Origin of the sequence: Streptomyces pseudogriseolus, from assembly GCA_002154585.1 — a bacterium.
GTDB classification, from domain to species: Bacteria; Actinomycetota; Actinomycetes; order Streptomycetales; family Streptomycetaceae; genus Streptomyces; species Streptomyces pseudogriseolus.
On sequence record MUNG01000028.1, the window covers coordinates 1 to 17,468 of the forward strand.

The window sequence follows — 17,468 nt, forward strand, 5'->3', positions numbered from 1 at the left end:
GTTCCCCGCGCCCCTGGGGGGGTGGTCCACCCCCAGGCGCGGGACGTGCCGCGTTGTGGGGGCTGGGCGCGCCGTTCCCCGCGCCCCTTGCGGGGCGGTCCGCTCCCTGGCGTGGGACGTGCCGCGCGCAGTTCCCCGCGCCCCTTAGGGGTGCTGTGACTTCGCCCAGTTGTGCTGGAGGGACACGTTTTGCTTGACCTCTGCCAGTTGGACGGCCACCGCGCTGGGGGCCGTGCCTCCGCGGCCGTTGCGGCTGGCCAGGGCGCCGGGGACGTTCAGGACCGTGCGGACCTCGGGCGTGAGGTGGGCGGAGATCTTCGCGAACTCCTCGTCCGTGAGGTCGTTGAGCTCCTTGCCCTCCGCCTCGGCGACCTTGACGCACTCGCCCGCGACCTCGTGGGCCACCCGGAAGGGCACTCCCTGCCGGACCAGCCACTCGGCGATGTCGGTGGCGAGGGAGAAGCCGGCCGGGGCCAGTTCCTCCATCCGCTCGCGGTGCACGGTGAGCGTGGCCATCATCCCGGTGAACGCGGGGAGCAGGATCTCCAGCTGGTCGATGGAGTCGAAGACCGGCTCCTTGTCCTCCTGGAGGTCGCGGTTGTACGCGAGGGGGAGGGCCTTGAGGGTGGCCATCAGGCCGGTGAGGTTGCCGATCAGGCGGCCGGACTTGCCGCGCGCCAGCTCGGCGATGTCCGGGTTCTTCTTCTGCGGCATGATCGACGAGCCGGTGGAGAAGGCGTCGTGCAGGGTCACGAAGGAGAACTCCTTCGTGTTCCAGATGATGATCTCCTCGGCGATCCGGGAGACGTTCACGCCGATCATCGCGGTGATGAACGCGAACTCGGCGACGAAGTCCCGGGAGGCCGTGCCGTCGATGGAGTTGGCGGCGCTGCCGTGCTCGAAGCCGAGGTCCTTGGCGACCGCCTCCGGGTCCAGGCCGAGGGAGGAGCCCGCCAGGGCGCCGGAGCCGTACGGCGACACCGCCGTGCGCTCGTCCCACTGGCGCAGCCGCTCGGCGTCCCGGGAGAGGGACTGGACGTGGGCGAGCACATGGTGGGCGAAGAGCACCGGCTGGGCGTGCTGGAGGTGGGTGCGGCCGGGCATCGCCACGTCCGGGTGGGCCTCGGCGAGCCCGATCAGCGCGTCCTGGAGGTCGGCGATCAGACCGCCGATGACGCGGGCGTGGTCGCGCAGGTACATGCGGAAGAGGGTGGCCACCTGGTCGTTGCGGGACCGGCCGGCGCGCAGCTTGCCTCCGAGGTCGGGGCCGAGCCGCTCCAGCAGGCCGCGCTCCAGGGCGGTGTGGACGTCCTCGTCGGCGATGGTGCCGGTGAAGGCGCCGGAGGCGACGTCGGCCTCGAGCTGGTCGAGCCCTTCGAGCATGCGGGTCAGCTCGTCCTCGGTGAGCAGACCCGCCGTGTGCAGCACGCGCGCGTGGGCGCGGGAGCCGGCGATGTCGTAGGGGGCCAGCCGCCAGTCGAAGTGGACGGACGCGGACAGCTTCGCCAGGGCCTCGGCGGGACCGTCGGCGAACCGCCCGCCCCAGAGCCGTACGTCACCGCTGCTGCTGCTCACTACCTGCGCTCCTCAAAAAATGGTGATGTAACGCGCCCCTGAAAGGGGCGCGGGGAACTGCGCGACCAGCCCCGGCGGGCCCGCAGCTCCCCTCCCACAGCGACCGGACCGGTCAGACCAGATCCCGCTTGGCCGCGATCTTCGCCGACAGACTGTAGATGTCGATGAACCCCTTGGCCGCCGCCTGGTCGAACGTGTCGCCCGTGTCGTACGTCGCCAGGTTGAAGTCGTACAGCGACGACTCCGAGCGCCGCCCGGTGACGACGGCGCGGCCGCCGTGCAGGGTCATCCGGATGTCGCCGTTGACGTGCTGGTTGGCCTCGGCGATGAAGCCGTCGAGGGCGCGCTTCAGCGGGGAGAACCACTGGCCGTCGTAGACGAGCTCGCCCCAGCGCTGCTCGACCTGCCGCTTGTAGCGGGCCAGCTCGCGCTCGACCGTGACGTTCTCCAGCTCCTGGTGGGCCGTGATCAGGGCGATCGCGCCGGGGGCCTCGTAGACCTCGCGGGACTTGATGCCGACGAGGCGGTCCTCGACCATGTCGATCCGGCCGATGCCCTGGGCGCCGGCGCGCTCGTTGAGCTGCTGGATGGCCTGGAGCACGGTGACCGGCTTGCCGTCGATGGCGACGGGGACGCCCTCCTTGAAGGTGATGATCACCTCGTCGGGCTCCCGCGGCTCGGCGGGGTTCTGCGTGTACTCGTAGACGTCCTCGATCGGGGCGTTCCAGATGTCCTCCAGGAAGCCCGTCTCGACGGCGCGCCCGAAGACGTTCTGGTCGATGGAGTACGGCGACTTCTTGGTGGTGGCGATCGGCAGGCCCTTGGCCTCGCAGAAGGCGATGGCCTTGTCACGGGTCATCGCGTAGTCGCGGACCGGGGCGATGCACTTGAGGTCGGGGGCGAGGGCGACGATGCCGGCCTCGAAGCGGACCTGGTCGTTGCCCTTGCCGGTGCAGCCGTGGGCGACGGTGGTGGCGCCGTGCTTCTGCGCGGCGGCGACGAGGTGCTTGACGATCGTCGGCCGGGACAGCGCGGAGACCAGCGGGTAGCGGTCCATGTAGAGGGCGTTGGCCTTGATCGCCGGGAGGCAGTACTCCTCGGCGAATTCGTCCTTGGCGTCCGCGACCTCGGCCTCGACGGCACCGCAGGCGAGCGCGCGCTTGCGGATGACGTCCAGGTCCTCGCCGCCCTGGCCGACGTCGACCGCAACGGCGATGACCTCGGCGCCCGTCTCCTCGGCGATCCAGCCGATGGCGACGGAGGTGTCCAGACCGCCTGAGTAGGCGAGTACGACGCGCTCGGTCACGGGTTTCTCCTCACAGTGCATTCGCTGACATGCATGAGTATGCAGGAGTCCGCATGATTCGTCAATCCGCCTGGTCATGGGCGTCCGGCCGCGAACCGGCCGGACCCGGCCGAGGTCGCTTCCGCACGGAAGGTGAACGCGGCAGACGGCCGGCGCGTATGGCTCATGGACGCGGAACGACCCGCCGGCCCTCGACTCCCCTGCCGCCTGCGCACTCACGCAGTGAGGTGACAGGCGCTGTGGCCGCCCCGTGGAAGCGCCGGCCGGGGCGGCCACGGTTCCCGCGTACGAGGGTGAGCGGGTCCGCACGAGGCAAGCGCCTGGACGGACGTCCCGGGCTGCCGTCGCCGCTGCCTCCGTCCAGCATGTGAGCCATGCGCCCGCGTCCTGTCTCCGTCGCCGTCCTCGTGTCCCTGTCCCTGCTCTCGCTCGGCACCGTGCAGCGGCCCGCGTCGACGCTGCCGGAGCGGATGGCGGACACCGGGGGCGGCACCCAGCTCATCACCGCGGTGGCGGCGCGGACCGGTTCCACCACCGGCACGGTCACCTGGTGGGACCGCAAGGGCGGACGCTGGATCGCGGCCGGGTCGGCCAAGGCCCGTTTCGGCGCGAACGGGCTCGCCGAGGGCGCGACCCGCAAGCAGGGCACGAACACCACCCCCACCGGGCTGTACGGGCTGCCGTACGCCTTCGGTATCGAGGCGGCCCCCTCCGGCACCCGGTACACCTACCGGCCCGTGCGGCCGGACTCCTGGTGGTGCCAGGACAACTCCTCGCGCGTCTACAACCGCTGGACCGAACCGCGGGCGGCCGACTGCCGGGCCAGCCGGGCCGAGCACCTGATCACCTACCGCACGCAGTACGCCCACGCCCTGGTCGTGGACTTCAACTACCGCCGCCCGGTGCGCGGCCGGGGCGCCGGCATCTTCCTGCACGTCAACGGGCGTGGCGCCACCGCGGGTTGCGTGTCCGTGCCGAAGAGCGCGATGCGGAAGATCCTCCGCTGGGCCGACCCCGCGCGGTCCCCGCACCTCGCCGTCGGCACGACCGGCGGGCGCACCGCCATCACCCGCTACTGAAACGGTCTACGAATCCACGGTTTCCGCTGAACACTCCAGCGTGGCGGCACGTATGTGAGGGCCAAGGGCCGAGTCCCACGGAGGAACCGTGACCACCACGCTCGCCGGCGGCCGTGCCGCCCGCCGCCAGACGATGCGCCGCATCCGTCCACGCCGCTCCCCCGTCGTCCCGCTGCTGCTCGCCGTGGGCGCGGGCGCTGTGGCCGTGCTGTGGCTCTGGTGGACGAGCACACCGTCCATCGCGGACACCACCGGCAAGATCATCGCCGCCGGGCGGATCACCGGGCTGCTCGCCGGATACCTGATGGCCCTGGTCGTGCTCCAGATGGCGCGGGTGCCCGCGCTGGAACGGCGGGTCGGCTCGGACCGGGTGGCCCGCTGGCACGCGATGAGCGGCCGCTACACCGTGAGCCTCGTCGTCGCGCACGTCTTCCTGATCATGTGGGGCTACGCCCGGCAGGCGGGCAGGTCCCTCGCCGACATCGTGTCCCAGACGGTCACCTCCATCAACACGCTGCCGGACATGGGCAAGGCCGCCATCGGCACCGGCCTGCTGTTCGTCATCGCCCTCCTCTCCGTCGGCCCGGTCCGGCGCCGGCTGCCCTACGACGGCTGGTACCACGTGCACCTGCTGACGTACGCGGCGGTGTTCCTGACGTTCTGGCACCAGATCACCACCGGCAACGAGTTCGCCGTCACCCCGTCCGCCAAGACCTTCTGGTACGGGCTCTACGGCGCCGTGACCGTGCTGGTCCTGTGGTACCGGATCATCACCCCGGTCCGGCTGAACCTCCGGCACCGCATGCGGGTCCAGGCGGTCATCGAGGAGACGCCCGGCGTGGTGTCGGTGCTGATCGGCGGGCACCGTCTGCACCGGATGGGCGCCGAGGCGGGGCAGTTCTTCCGCTGGCGGTTCCTGGCCCCCGGGATGCGGTTCAGCTCCCACCCGTACTCGCTGTCCGCGGCGCCTCGCCCGGACATGCTGCGGATCACCGTGAAGGCTATCGGCGACCACAGCTCCCGGCTGCGCGAGCTGGAGCCCGGCACGCGCGTGTGGGCGGAGGGCCCCTACGGGGCGCTGACCGCGCAGCGCCGCAGCCGCGGCAAGGTGCTGCTGGTGGCGGGCGGGGTGGGCATCACCCCGATGCGCGCCCTGTTCGAGACGCTGCCCGGCGCGTCCGGCGACATCACCCTGCTGTACCGGGCCAACAGCACGCAGGACCTGGCGCTGTGGGGCGAGCTGGCGAAGATCGCCGACGAGCGCGGCGCCCGGCTGATGTACGCGGTGAACAGCCCCGACGGGGAGCGCCCGGACATCTCGGCGGAGAGCCTGCGCCGCAAGATCCCCGACGTCGACCGCCACGACGTCTTCATGTGCGGTCCGCCCGGATTCGCCCAGCAGGTGTACGCGGCCCTGCGGGACGCAGGGGTCCCCGCGCGCCGCATCCACCACGAGTCGTTCGAGATGTGAGCGGCGGCCCGTCGGCCCCGGTCGCCCGTCACCCATCAGGAGCTTGAGAAGCGATGAGGAAGAGTCACCCCGTCCGGCGTGCCGTTCTGGCGACCGCCGCCACCGTCTCCGGGATCGTGCTGCTGCTGTCGCTGAAACCCGCGTCCGACCCGGGGTCGGCCGAGGCGGCGGGCGGCGCCCCGCCCGCGGCGGAGTCCGTGCAGGGCGGCGCCCGGCCCATCGGGGACGGCACGGTCACCGGCGACGCGGCGCAGACCCAGTACGGGGCGGTGCAGGTACGGATCACCGTCAGCGGCGGCAAGATCACCAAGGCCGAGGCCGTCCAGGCGCCCGAGGGCGGCCAGAGCGACCAGGTCACCTCCAACGCCGTACCCAAGCTCAACCAGGCGGCCGTCCAGGCCGGCACCGCGGACATCGACGCCGTGTCCGGCGCCACCTACACCAGCGCCGGCTACCAGGAGTCCCTCCAGTCGGCCCTGGACAAGGCGCGTGCCGCCGCACCCGCCGACCCGGGAGGCGGCGGCGCCGCCCAGGCGCGGACGGTCACCGGTGATGTCGCGCAGACCCAGTACGGGCCGGTCCAGGTACGGATCACCGTCAGCGGCGGCAAGATCACCAAGGCGGAGGCCGTGCAGGCGCCCAAGGGCGGCCAGAGCGACCAGGTCACCTCCAACGCCGTACCCAAGCTCAACCAGGCGGCCGTCCAGGCCGGCACCGCGGACATCGACGCCGTGTCCGGCGCCACGTACACCAGCGCCGGCTACCAGGAGTCCCTCCAGTCGGCTCTGGACAAGGCCGGTGGCTGACACGGTGACGGAACCGGTTGAGGCTCCCGCCGCGGAGCGTCGTGTGGTGGAGACGATGGGGACCGTCTTCTCCCTCGACGTCCGCGGCGGGGAACCGGGCGCGGTGCGCGCGGCCCTGGAGGAGGCGGCCGCCGGGCTGCGCCGGGTCGACGAGGTGTTCAGCACCTACCGCGAGGACACCCAGATCTCCCGGCTGGCGCGCGGCGAGCTGGAGACCGGGCAGTGCGATCCCGAGGTCGCCGAGGTGCTGGAGCTGGCCGCGGAGGCGGAGCGGATCAGCGAGGGGTGGTTCAGCACCCGGTACCGGGGGGAGCTGGACCCGACCGGGATCGTCAAGGGCTGGGCGACCGAGCGCGCCGCGCGGCGGCTTCTGGCGGCCGGCGCGACCGGGGTGAGCGTCAACGGCGGCGGCGATGTGCAGCTGCTCGGCTCACCGGGCACGGGGCGGCCCTGGCGGGTCGGCGTGTCGGACCCGCTGCGCCCTGGCGGCCTCGCCGCGGTGGTCTCCGCCGCCGGGGCGCGGGAGTTGGCGGTGGCGACGTCCGGGACCGCGGAGCGCGGCGACCACATCGTGGACCCGCGCACGGGCCGCTCCGCGGTGACCGACCTGGTCGCGGTGACGGTGGTCGCCCCCCGCCTGACCTGGGCGGACTGCTGGGCCACGGCGGCGTTCGCGATGGGCTCCCGCGAGGGTCTGCGCTGGCTGGACTCCCTCCCCGACACGGAGGCCCTCCTGATCACAGCGGGCGACGAGGTCCGTTGCACAGCACACCTCGCCCGGTGGCTGGGCTGACGATCACCCCCGTAAGGGGCGCGGGGAACGGCGCGACCAGCCCCGACGTGACCGCACCCGGCACGCAACAGGTACCGGCACCCCGGTGACCGCACGGAGGTCAAGCACAGGCCCGCTGAAGGGTGCCGACTGCGCCCACCCGTGCCGCCCCAAGCAGCACGACTGCCCGCAGTCGGCGGGGGGCGCTCAGCTCCCGTTCTGAGCCAGCCGCAGCAAGTGGTCGGCCAATGCCTGCCCGCCCGTGGGCTCCCGGCTGATCAGCAGCAGCGTGTCGTCCCCGGCAATGGTGCCGAGAATGTCGTGCAGCTCGGCCTGATCGATCGCGGACGCGAGAAACTGCGCCGCCCCCGGAGGCGTCCGCAGGACCACCAGATTCGCGGAGGCCTCCGCGGAGATCAGCAGCTCCTGCGACAGCCGCCGCATCCGCTCCTCCTTCGCCGACTCCCCCAGCGGAGCGCGAGGCGTGCGGAACCCGCCCTCGCTCGGCACCGCGTAGATCAGATCCCCGTCGTTGTTGCGGATCTTCACCGCGTTCAGCTCGTCCAGGTCCCGCGACAGCGTCGCCTGGGTGACGCTCAGCCCGTCGTCGGCGAGCAGCTTCGCGAGCTGGCTCTGCGACCGCACCGGCTGCCGGTTGAGGATGTCCACGATCCGGCGGTGGCGTGCGGTGCGCGTCTGCGGCACGGCGGGCCCGGCCTGCTGGCCCTGGTCCTGCTCCTGGCTCATCGTCGTCTCATTCTCCGGTCATTCTCCGGATCGTTCTGCCCCACCCGCGCGTCCGGCGGCGTCCAGGATGCCGGGCAGCGCCCCGAGGAGCGCGGCCACCGCGTCGTCCCCGAGGTTCAGCGGCGGCATGAGCCGTACGACGTCGGGGGCGGCGGCGTTCACGAGGAACCCGGCGTCCTGAGCCGCCTGTTGCGCCTGGGGCGCGAGCGGCTCGGTGAGCACGATACCCAGGAGCAGGCCCGCTCCCCGGACGTGGTCGATCAAGGCGTGCCCGAGGCCCTCGACGCCTTCGCGCAGCTTCTCGCCCTGCCGCTTGGCGTTCTCCAGCAGTCCGTCGCCGGCGATGGTGTCGAGCACGGCGAGTCCGGCGGCGCAGGCGACCGGGTTGCCGCCGAAGGTCGTGCCGTGGTGGCCGGGCCGGAGCAGCTGGGCGGCGCGGCCGAAGGCGACGGTGGCGCCGAGCGGCAGTCCGCCGCCGAGCTGCTTGGCGAGGGTGACGACGTCCGGCAGGACGCCCTCGTGGGCCTGGTAGGCGAACCAGTCGCCGGTACGGCCGACGCCGGTCTGCACCTCGTCGAGGACGAGCAGCGCGCCCTTGGCGGCGGTGATGGCGCGGGCCGCCTTGAGGTAGCCCGTGGGCGGGACGACGACGCCGAGTTCGCCCTGGATGGGTTCGAGGACGACGAGGGCCGTGTCCTCGGTGACGGCCGCGTCCAGCGCCTGGGCGTCGCCGAACGGCACATGGGTGACGTCCCCGGGCAGCGGCAGGAACGGCTCCCGCTTGCCGGCCTGCCCGGTGAGCGCGAGGGCGCCCATGGTGCGGCCGTGGAAGGCTCCCTCGGTGGCGACCACGTGGGTGCATCCGGTGAGCCGGCCGATCTTGAAGGCGGCCTCGTTGGCCTCGGCGCCGGAGTTGCAGAAGAAGACCCTGCCGTCCCGGCCGAAGAGCTGGAGCAGCCGCTCGGCGAGAGCGACGGTCGGCTCGGCGAGGAAGAGGTTGGAGATGTGACCGAGGGAGGAGATCTGCCGGGTCACGGCCTCGACGATCGCCGGGTGGCCGTGGCCGAGGGCGTTGGTCGCGATGCCGCCGACGAAGTCGAGGTACTCCTTGCCGTCGGCGTCCCAGAGCCGCTGTCCCTCGCCGCGCACGAGCGGGAGGCGGGGCGTGCCGTAGTTGTCCATCAGCGCGCCCTGCCACCGGGCGGTGAGTTCCGCGTTGCTCACGACTCCCCCTGTTCGTCGGGCACGACCATGGTGCCGATGCCCTCGTCCGTGAAGATCTCCAGCAGGATCGAGTGCTGGACCCGGCCGTCGATGACGCGGGCGGTGTTCACGCCGTTGCGCACGGCGTGGAGGCAGCCCTCCATCTTGGGCACCATGCCGGAGGACAGGTCCGGCAGGAGCTTCTCGAGCTGGGACGCGGTGAGACGGCTGATCACCTCGTCGCTGTTCGGCCAGTCCTCGTAGAGTCCCTCGACGTCCGTGAGGACCATGAGGGTTTCGGCGCCCAGAGCAGCAGCGAGTGCCGCAGCCGCCGTATCAGCATTGACGTTGTAGACATGATGATCGTCCTGGCTACGGGCGATGGACGAGACGACCGGGATGCGGCCGTCGGCGAGCAGGGCCTCGATCGCGCCCGTGTCGATCTCGGTGATCTCGCCCACCCGCCCGATGTCGACCAACTCCCCGTCGATCTCGGGCTGGTGCTTGGTGGCGGTGAGGGTGTGCGCGTCCTCGCCGGTGAGGCCGACGGCGAGCGGGCCGTGCCGGTTGAGCAGTCCGACCAGCTCCCGCTGGACCTGCCCGGCGAGCACCATGCGGACGACGTCCATGGCGTCCTCGGTGGTGACGCGCAGGCCGGCCTTGAACTCGCTGACGATGCCGTGGGTCTCCAGCGCGCGGCTGATCTGCGGGCCGCCGCCGTGCACCACGACGGGCTTCAGGCCGGCGTGCCGCAGGAAGACGACGTCCTGGGCGAAGGCGGCCTTCAGCTCCTCGTCGACCATGGCGTTGCCGCCGAACTTGACGACGACGGTCTTGCCGTGGTGCCGGGTCAGCCAGGGCAGCGCCTCGACGAGGATCTGCGCCTTGGGCAGCGCGGTGTGCTTACGGGTGACGGTCATGAGGAATAGGCGCTGTTCTCGTGGACGTAGTCGGCGGTGAGGTCGTTGGTCCAGATGGTGGCGGTGGCGTCGCCGGCGGCCAGGTCGGCGACGATGTGCACCTCGCGGTAGCGCATGTCGACCTGGTCGCGGTCCTCGCCGACGCCGCCGTTCTTGCACACCCAGACGCCGTTGATGGCGACGTTCAGCCGGTCGGGCTCGAAGGCGGCCTTCGTCGTGCCGATCGCGGACAGCACGCGGCCCCAGTTGGGGTCCTCGCCGTGGATCGCGCACTTGAGGAGGTTGTTGCGGGCGACGGAGCGGCCCACCTCGACGGCGTCGTCCTCGGTCGCGGCGTTGATCACCTCGACCTTGATGTCCTTGCTGGCGCCCTCGGCGTCGCGGACGAGCTGCTGACCGAGGTCGTCGCAGACGGTCCGCACGGCCTCGGCGAAGTCGTCGTACTCCGGGGTGACGCCGGAGGCGCCCGAGGCGAGCAGCAGCACGGTGTCGTTGGTGGACATGCAGCCGTCGGAGTCGACGCGGTCGAAGGTGACCTTGGTGGCGGCGCGGAGCGCCTTGTCCAGGGCGGCGCTGTCGACGTCGGCGTCGGTGGTGAGGACGACGAGCATGGTGGCGAGGCCGGGGGCGAGCATCCCGGCGCCCTTGGCCATGCCGCCGACGGTCCAGCCGTCCCCGCCGGCGACGGCCGTCTTGTGGACGGTGTCCGTGGTCTTGATGGCGATGGCCGCCTTCTCGCCGCCGTGCTCGGAGAGCTGAGCCACGGCGGTCTCGACGCCGGGGAGAAGCTTGTCCATGGGGAGCAGGACGCCGATGAGTCCCGTCGAGCAGACGGCGATCTCACCCGCTCCCGTCCCCAGCACCTCGGCGGCCTTTTCGGCGGTGGCGTGGGTGTCCTGGAAGCCCTTGGGTCCGGTGCAGGCGTTGGCGCCGCCGGAGTTGAGGACGACGGCGGTGAGCTGCCCGCTCTTGAGGACCTGCTCGGACCAGAGCACGGGCGCGGCCTTCACGCGGTTGGAGGTGAAGACGCCGGCGGCGGCGCGTCGGGGGCCGTTGTTGACCACGAGGGCCAGGTCGGGGTTGCCGTTCTCCTTGATCCCGGCGGCGATGCCCGCCGCCGTGAATCCCTTCGCTGCCGTCACACTCACTGTGTCTCCTCGTTCGCCCCGCCGCGGTAGCGGCTGATGTCACGGCCGCCCGTGCAGCGCAGAGGCGCGGGCATCGTCGTCGTCTGCGGCCCGGCGGCTGCACGTGCGTCGCTCACGGCGCGACTCCGATCGTCGTCAGCCCCGTGGCCTCGTCGAGGCCCAGGGCGAGGTTCATGCTCTGGACGGCACCGCCCGCGGTGCCCTTGGTCAGGTTGTCGATGGCGCTGATCGCGATGATCCGGCCCGCGGCGGCGTCGTACGCGACCTGCACCTGCACGGCGTTGGAGCCGTACACGGAGGCGGTGGCGGGCCACCGTCCCTCGGGGAGGAGCCCTACGAACGGTTCGTCGGCGAAGGCCTTCTCGTAGGCGGCGCGCACGGACTCGGCGGTGACGCCTGGCTGCTTCGCCTTCACGGTGCAGGTGGCGAGGATGCCGCGGGGCATCGGCGCGAGGGTCGGCGTGAAGGACACGGTGACGCGCTCGCCGGCCGCCGCACTGAGGTTCTGGATCATCTCGGGGGTGTGCCGGTGCCCGCCGCCCACGCCGTACGGCGTCATGGAGCCCATGACCTCGCTGCCCAGCAGGTGCGGCTTGGGCGACTTGCCCGCGCCGGAGGTGCCGGAGGCGGCGACGACCACGGCCTCCGGCTCGGCGAGGCCGGCGGCGTACGCGGGAAAGAGGGCGAGGGACACGGCGGTCGGGTAGCAACCGGGCACCGCGACGCGCTTGGACCCCTCCAGCGCGGCGCGGGCGCCCGGAAGTTCGGGCAGGCCGTAGGGCCAGGTGCCGGCGTGCGGGGAGCCGTAGAACGCCTCCCAGTCGGCGGCGTCCTTCAACCGGAAGTCGGCGCCCATGTCGATCACGAGGACCTCGTCGCCGAGCTGCTCGGCGATGGCGGCGGACTCGCCGTGCGGCAGCGCGAGGAAGACGACGTCGTGCCCGGCGAGCGCCTCGGGCGTGGTGGGCTCCAGGACGCGGTCGGCCAGCGGCAGCAGGTGCGGCTGGAGCGCGCCCAGCCGCTGGCCGGCGTTGGAGGCGCCGGTCAGGGCGCCGATCTCGACCTCGGGGTGCGCGAGCAGCAGACGCAGCAGCTCACCGCCCGCGTACCCGCTCGCTCCGGCCACCGCCGCACGTACCGCCATGGAAAACCCTCCTCCTGTATGGCATGACTATACGTTTCGCTGCACGTTTATGCAACGCAGTGCCGGTGAGCCGCTTTCCTGGCGCCGCGACCGGTCATGGTGGACATCGAGGCCCGGGCCGTCCGGGCAAGCGTCCGCCTCCGTGCGCAGGCCCTCGGCCGGACCGCCCACGGCACCTGCGGGACACAGCGCGCCACGGCGGACCGCGCGGCCGTGGCCTTCTCCGTGGTACCCGCTCCGGCCGCCGACGCGGCGAAGAACCACCTGCACCTGGACCTCGCCCACCGGACCGGCGCGGCCGGACGTCTCCAGGAGACCCGGGGTCGCCCAGCCGATCAGAGAGGTCGGCGAGGTGCCGCGAGTACGTCCCCGAGCACCTTCTCGAGCGTGACGCGGGCCAGTTCGTCTCTCAGGGTCTCCTCGATGTCCCGGTAGATGCCCCGCATCGCCGGCTGGATGCCGTGACCCACCACGCACCCCTGGTCCGGGGTGGTGCGGTGCATCGCGAACAGCGGGCCGGGTTCCACTGCGTCGTACACGTCGAGCAGGGTGATCGACCCCAGCTCGCGCGCCAGCGACCAGCCCGCGCCCGCGCCCCGCCGGGACTCCACGAGCCCGGCCCTGCGCAGCTCGCCGAGCAGCCGCCTGATCACCACGGGGTTGGTGTTCGCGCTGGCTGCGATCTTCTCGGAGGTGGCGACCTCGTGGCCCTGGCGCTGATAGAGACCGATCCAGGCCAGCGCATGGGCGGCAATGGTCAGCCTGCTGTTGGCGCTCATGACCCCTCCTCCGTCGCAACGATCCATGTTACGACAGGGCAGTCGTAACAGTTCAAGTTGCAACCATCTGCCGTAACCATTACTGTTACGACAGCCGGGGAGGTCGATCGTGGACCAGCGCGAGCGGATCTCGAGTGTGCGGCGAATTCAGAGGAGAGCAGAGATGGAAAGCAACGAGAAAACCGTTCGCGAGGCTTACCGGCTCGCGGAAGGAAATGTCCTCGACGGTGACGGTTTCCTGGCCTTGTTCACCGAGGACGGGTCGTTCAACGACATGTCGACCTCACAGAGTTTCCGCGGAGAGCAGATCCCTCAGGTGATCGCGGGCCTCGCCCGCTCGTTCCCCGATGTACACCGTGAGCTGCTCGAGGTACATGCGTTCGGTGATGTCGTCGCCGTCGAGTTGCGGATCCAGGGGACGCACCTCGGAGGGTTTCCGACTCCGGCCGGCGAGATCCCACCGACCGGGAACCGGATCGACGTGCCGGCGGCGGACCTCTGGTACTTCCGTGACGGAAAGATCGAAAGGTTCAATTGCTACAACTCGATGAGCGTGTGGCTTGACCAGATCGGGGTCCACCCCGACTTCAAGTCCGCGGTCGAGGCCGCCGGGACAGCAGCCACGACGGCGTAACTCTGCCCGAGTTGTTGTTCCGCACTCGCCGACCACCTCACCGCCCACGGCCTGGTCGGGCGAACCCTCGGGGCCGGTCCTGGCCGGCCCCGGGGGTCACGCGTTCCGCGTGGTCACCGCCGGTCGATCCTCATGAACGTCACCGAGTGCGGCGCGAAGGCGTACGTGAACCTGTCTGCCACGCCTCGGAACGTCGAGGTCACCGGGGTGACCGGGGCGTCCGTCTCGGTGTTCACCGCGTCCGCGTCGGCGGCCAGGGTGGTCACGCGCGCCCGTGAGGAGACCCGGGCGCCGCCGAGGTCGATCGCGGTGCGCGCCTCGGACGGCTGGGCGTTGACGACCTTGACGATCAGGTCGCCGGTGCGGGTGTCCTCCGTGACCACCTGGCGGAACGGCTCGGCCGGCTTGTCGTCGGTGAAGCGGCCCCACTCCTGGCCGTCGAGGTAGAGGGTGACCTGGCGGCCGCGCACCTTGATCTCGATGTCGTAGGCACGGCCCGTCTCGATGGAGCCGGGCTTGGAGATCAGCGTGGACTTGCCGCCGTCGACGGCCTGCTCGACCGCGGACTGCGTGTTGTTCCAGCCGCCCAGGTTCCACCAGTAGTAGGTGCCGGTGTCCTGCACTCCGAAGGCGATCAGGAAGCCCTCCTTGCCGGACCTCTTGGTGGCCTTCACCTGGAGGTCGTAGTCGTGCCAGGCCGGGTCACCGGCCGTGACCAGGGTGTTCTCGGCGGCCTCGTCGGTCTGCACGTACTGTCCGTCCTGGACGCCCCAGCTTCCGCGGCCGCTGTGGGTCCACTGCGAGGCGTCGCCGGAGAAGTCGTCGCTCAGCAGCGTCGTGCCGTCGGCGGCGGTCACACTCACGTCGTCGTACGCCGCGCTCGTCGCCCACGTCGACAGGCCGACCGCTCCCGTGAGGGGGCCGCCGGCGTCCGGGGTGGTGCTCGCCTCCGAGGGGACGACCCGGTCGCCGACATTGGTCATGAACAGCTTCTGGACCTCGTAGTTGACCGAGCCCCAGGAGGCGTGGTTGTTGAACCAGATCATGTCCGGCGACCACTGGACGTAGTCCTCGTTGGCGAGCAGCGGCGCGTACGAGGCGAGCTTCACGACGTCCGCGTTGCGCTCCAGGCCGGTCATGTAGGCCGCCTCGGCCAGGGCGTTCCTCCAGGCGTTGCCCTGGGAGGCGTACTCACCGAGGAAGACCTTGGGGCCCTGCCGGTCGTAGGAGTCGTAGCGGTCGTTGTTCCGGAGGAACCACTGCGGGCTGTTGTAGTAGTGCTCGTCGACCATGTCGACGCCGCCCTCGCGGTTGAGTTGCCAGGCGGTGTCGAAGACCGTGCCGGCGTCGTCGGGGCCGGAGTTGGAGATCACCGTGATGTCCGGGTGCTCCGCCTCGACGGCGGCGCGGAAGCGCTGGAAGCGGGCGAAGAACTCGCGCGGCAGGTTCTCCTCGTTGCCGACGGCGATGTGGGTGAGGTGGAAGGGCCTGGGGTGGCCCATCTCGGCGCGCAGGCCGCCCCACGTGGACGTCGTCGGGCCGTTGGCGAACTCGATCAGGTCCAGGGTGTCCTGGATGTGCCGCTTCAGCAGCGCCTCGTCGTCGGTGGCCCTGTTCTGGCCGCAGCCGGTGACCAGGGCGGGGACGACGGGCAGCGGCATGGCGCCGACGTCCTCGGCGAAGCGGAAGTACTCGTAGTAGCCGAGTCCGTAACTCTGGTTGTAGCCCCAGAAGTTGGCGTTGGTGGCGCGCTCCTCGACCGGGCCGACGGTGTCCTTCCACTGGTAGGCGCGCTTGCGCTGCCAGCCGGAGGCCTCGCTGTAGTCCTCCATGGAGCCGGTGTTGACCAGGCAGCCGCCGGGGAAGCGGAGGAAGCCGGGCTTCAGCGCGGCGATCTTCTCGGCGAGGTCCTTGCGCAGGCCGTTGGGCTGGTTTTTGTACGTCTCGCGCGGGAACAGCGACACCATGTCGAGGGCCGCGTCGGCGGCCGTCGCCACGGTGAGGCGGCCGCGGTTGCTGGTGCGGGAGGCGGTGAACGTGGCCTTGTACTGCGTCCAGCCGCCCCGCACGGCCACCTTGCGGGTGTCGGCGAGGGTGCCCGCCGCGTCCTTCAGCGTGACGGTGAGGGTGGCGCCGGCCTCGGCGCGGGCCCACACGGAGAAGTCGTACCGCTCGCCCTTCTCGACCCGGACGCCGGTGTTGTAGCCGGAGTTCGTGACGGACGAACCGGCGGCCAGGGAGGCGTAGTTCCGGTTGCGCTCGTTGAGACGGCCGGAGTCGTTCACCACCTCGGCGGTGCCGCTCACCGACCAGGAGGTGAGGGGGGTGTAGGAGCCGTTGTCGGCGGTGGAGTACTCGAAGGAGCGGTTCTGGACGAGTTCGGCGTACAGACCGCCGTCGGCGGCGCGGTTGATGTCCTCGAAGAACACGCCGTACATGGTGTCGTCGACCGCCGGGCCACGGGCGCCGGTGTCGACGGTGACGGTGTAGTCGGCGACGGACTCCGCGTGGGCGGGGACCGGCAGCAGGACGGCGGCGGTCAGCAGGGCGGCGCCGGTGAGGACGGCTCTGCGGCGGGTGCGGTGCCGGGCTGTGCGTGACATGGATACTCCGCGGCTCTGGGGGGAGATGGGCGGGTGTTCGAAATGTCGGACGCTGTGCAGCACTTCGAACGGCAAGATAGGGAGGAGGCAGGAGCACGTCAATGGGGCGTGCGGCACCGCGGAGCACGAGCGAGCACGGGAGAACGGGACGCCATGGGTGAGTTCTGGCCGGTACCCGACGTACTGGCGTATCTGGGCGGCACCTGGCGGGCCGAGCGGGTCGTACGAGACCTGGCGAGCGGTGACGACGGGCGGTTCACCGGTGTCGTGGTGTTCGAGCCGCTCCAGGACGGGGAGGGCGACGGCCTGCTGCAACGGGAGTCCGGCGACTTCACCTGGCGCGGCGTCACCCGGCCCGCCGAGCGCACGCTCCGCTTCCTGGCAGGCCCCGATGGCACGGCGGACGTGCGGTTCGCCGACGGCCGCTTCTTCCACGACCTGGACCTCAGGTCCGGCCGGCACATCGCCGACCACCCCTGCTCGGCGGACCTCTACCGGGGCGAGTTCACCGTGCGGGACGCGGACCACTGGCGCACGGTCTGGCGGGTGCGCGGCCCGGCGAAGGACCTCGAACTGGTCACGGACTACGCGCGCGGACTGAACGCGGACTGAACCGCGCCTGCGTGCCCGGGAGTTACGCGCTCAGTGGCTGGGCCGACACGCTCTCCAGCCGCAGGCTCCAGCGGCCCGGCCGCCCGGCGACACTGATCGTCGACAGCGAGCGGACGTCGATGTTCCAGTAGGTGCCGGGCGGCGCCTTCAGCGCGTAGACGAGCGCCGCGCGGATCACCGACGGCTCGGCCACCGCGACCACCCGGCAGCCGTCCTCGGCGGGCCGGGTGTCGAGCCAGTTGCCGACGCGTCCGATGAAGTCCAGCAGGGACTCCCCGCCGTGGGGTGTGGACCGCGGGTCGGCGAGCCAGGCGTCCACCGCCTCCGGCTCGCGGGCCATCGCCTCGCCCAGGGTCAGTCCGCGCCAGCGCCCCATGTCGCAGTCGCGCAGGGCGAGCTGGACGAGCGGCGCGTAGCCGAGGCCCTCGCCGGTGGCGCGGCTGCGGGGCGCCGGGGAGCAGTAGCGCAGGTCGGCCGCGGCCAGGGGCAGCAGTTCGTGCGCGACGCGTTGCACCTCGCCCCATCCGGCCTGGTCGAGCGGCCGGGGGTCCTCGAAGCGCTCGGACAGCACCGTGGAGCTCCCCGCTGCGGCGACGAACGTGACCCGAAGTGCCATGCGGCGATGGTCAGCCGCCGGGGTCGGCTGGTCAAGGGGTGCCGGCCGGCCAT

The 17,468-nt window shown here is 71.5% G+C and carries 16 protein-coding genes; 6 read left to right on the forward strand and 10 right to left on the reverse strand.

Annotated features, from left to right (window positions below):
* Positions 1 to 144: 144 nt before the first annotated feature.
* Positions 145 to 1,575 (reverse strand): argininosuccinate lyase, encoded by a 1,431-nt coding sequence (gene argH / locus CCN29_RS04060; protein ID WP_006132368.1) that lies wholly within the window; start codon positions 1,573 to 1,575, stop codon positions 145 to 147.
* A 112-nt stretch (positions 1,576 to 1,687) separates the two neighbouring features.
* Positions 1,688 to 2,881, reverse strand: coding sequence for an argininosuccinate synthase (locus CCN29_RS04065; protein WP_006132367.1), 1,194 nt, complete (start codon positions 2,879 to 2,881; stop codon positions 1,688 to 1,690).
* A gap of 374 nt (positions 2,882 to 3,255) precedes the next feature.
* On the opposite strand from CCN29_RS04065, the gene CCN29_RS04070 reads away from it, so the two are divergent.
* The 4 genes from CCN29_RS04070 (at position 3,256) to CCN29_RS04085 (ending at position 7,030) form a co-directional block, all read left to right on the forward strand.
* On the forward strand, positions 3,256 to 3,960 hold the full coding sequence (locus CCN29_RS04070) for a L,D-transpeptidase family protein (RefSeq protein ID WP_006132366.1): 705 nt from the start codon (positions 3,256 to 3,258) through the stop codon (positions 3,958 to 3,960).
* Between the two features lie 88 nt (positions 3,961 to 4,048).
* The gene (locus tag CCN29_RS04075; RefSeq protein WP_006132365.1) at positions 4,049 to 5,431 is read left to right on the forward strand and encodes a ferredoxin reductase family protein; all 1,383 of its coding nucleotides are present in this window, start codon (positions 4,049 to 4,051) and stop codon (positions 5,429 to 5,431) included.
* 53 nt (positions 5,432 to 5,484) lie between these two features.
* The gene (locus CCN29_RS04080; protein ID WP_086680087.1) at positions 5,485 to 6,237 is read left to right on the forward strand and encodes an FMN-binding protein; all 753 of its coding nucleotides are present in this window, start codon (positions 5,485 to 5,487) and stop codon (positions 6,235 to 6,237) included.
* Between the two features lie 55 nt (positions 6,238 to 6,292).
* Positions 6,293 to 7,030, forward strand: a complete 738-nt coding sequence (locus CCN29_RS04085; RefSeq protein WP_031022749.1) for an FAD:protein FMN transferase — start codon at positions 6,293 to 6,295, stop codon at positions 7,028 to 7,030.
* Positions 7,031 to 7,216: 186 nt separating this feature from the next.
* Here the strand turns inward: CCN29_RS04085 and CCN29_RS04090 are convergent, their stop codons facing one another.
* From CCN29_RS04090 to CCN29_RS04115, 6 genes are all read right to left on the reverse strand, one after another.
* Entirely contained in the window at positions 7,217 to 7,756 is a 540-nt protein-coding gene (locus CCN29_RS04090; protein ID WP_006132362.1) for an arginine repressor, read from the reverse strand.
* A gap of 18 nt (positions 7,757 to 7,774) precedes the next feature.
* Positions 7,775 to 8,980 (reverse strand): acetylornithine transaminase, encoded by a 1,206-nt coding sequence (locus CCN29_RS04095; RefSeq protein ID WP_086680089.1) that lies wholly within the window; start codon positions 8,978 to 8,980, stop codon positions 7,775 to 7,777.
* Entirely contained in the window at positions 8,977 to 9,879 is a 903-nt protein-coding gene (gene argB, locus CCN29_RS04100) for an acetylglutamate kinase (RefSeq protein WP_006132360.1), read from the reverse strand. The genes CCN29_RS04095 and argB overlap by 4 nt, the downstream gene beginning before the upstream one ends.
* Entirely contained in the window at positions 9,876 to 11,027 is a 1,152-nt protein-coding gene (argJ, locus tag CCN29_RS04105) for a bifunctional glutamate N-acetyltransferase/amino-acid acetyltransferase ArgJ (RefSeq protein ID WP_086680091.1), read from the reverse strand. The genes argB and argJ overlap by 4 nt, the downstream gene beginning before the upstream one ends.
* A gap of 112 nt (positions 11,028 to 11,139) precedes the next feature.
* A complete protein-coding gene (gene argC, locus CCN29_RS04110) occupies positions 11,140 to 12,171 on the reverse strand; it encodes an N-acetyl-gamma-glutamyl-phosphate reductase (protein ID WP_086680093.1) in 1,032 nt (343 codons plus the stop codon).
* Between the two features lie 335 nt (positions 12,172 to 12,506).
* Entirely contained in the window at positions 12,507 to 12,950 is a 444-nt protein-coding gene (locus CCN29_RS04115; RefSeq protein ID WP_086680095.1) for an Rrf2 family transcriptional regulator, read from the reverse strand.
* A gap of 163 nt (positions 12,951 to 13,113) precedes the next feature.
* Between CCN29_RS04115 and CCN29_RS04120 the strand changes: the two genes are divergently transcribed.
* Positions 13,114 to 13,584, forward strand: a complete 471-nt coding sequence (locus CCN29_RS04120) for a nuclear transport factor 2 family protein (protein WP_006132356.1) — start codon at positions 13,114 to 13,116, stop codon at positions 13,582 to 13,584.
* Between the two features lie 113 nt (positions 13,585 to 13,697).
* On the opposite strand, the gene CCN29_RS04125 is transcribed toward CCN29_RS04120, so the two are convergent.
* Positions 13,698 to 16,187, reverse strand: a complete 2,490-nt coding sequence (locus tag CCN29_RS04125; RefSeq protein ID WP_086680097.1) for an alpha-L-arabinofuranosidase family protein — start codon at positions 16,185 to 16,187, stop codon at positions 13,698 to 13,700.
* A 153-nt stretch (positions 16,188 to 16,340) separates the two neighbouring features.
* On the opposite strand from CCN29_RS04125, the gene CCN29_RS04130 reads away from it, so the two are divergent.
* Complete coding sequence (locus CCN29_RS04130) at positions 16,341 to 16,799, forward strand: DUF6314 family protein (protein ID WP_006132354.1); 459 nt, start codon at positions 16,341 to 16,343, stop codon at positions 16,797 to 16,799.
* Between the two features lie 22 nt (positions 16,800 to 16,821).
* Here CCN29_RS04130 and CCN29_RS04135 read toward each other — a convergent pair whose 3' ends face one another.
* Positions 16,822 to 17,415 (reverse strand): histidine phosphatase family protein, encoded by a 594-nt coding sequence (locus CCN29_RS04135; RefSeq protein ID WP_031022742.1) that lies wholly within the window; start codon positions 17,413 to 17,415, stop codon positions 16,822 to 16,824.
* Between the last annotated feature and the right edge of the window lie 53 nt (positions 17,416 to 17,468).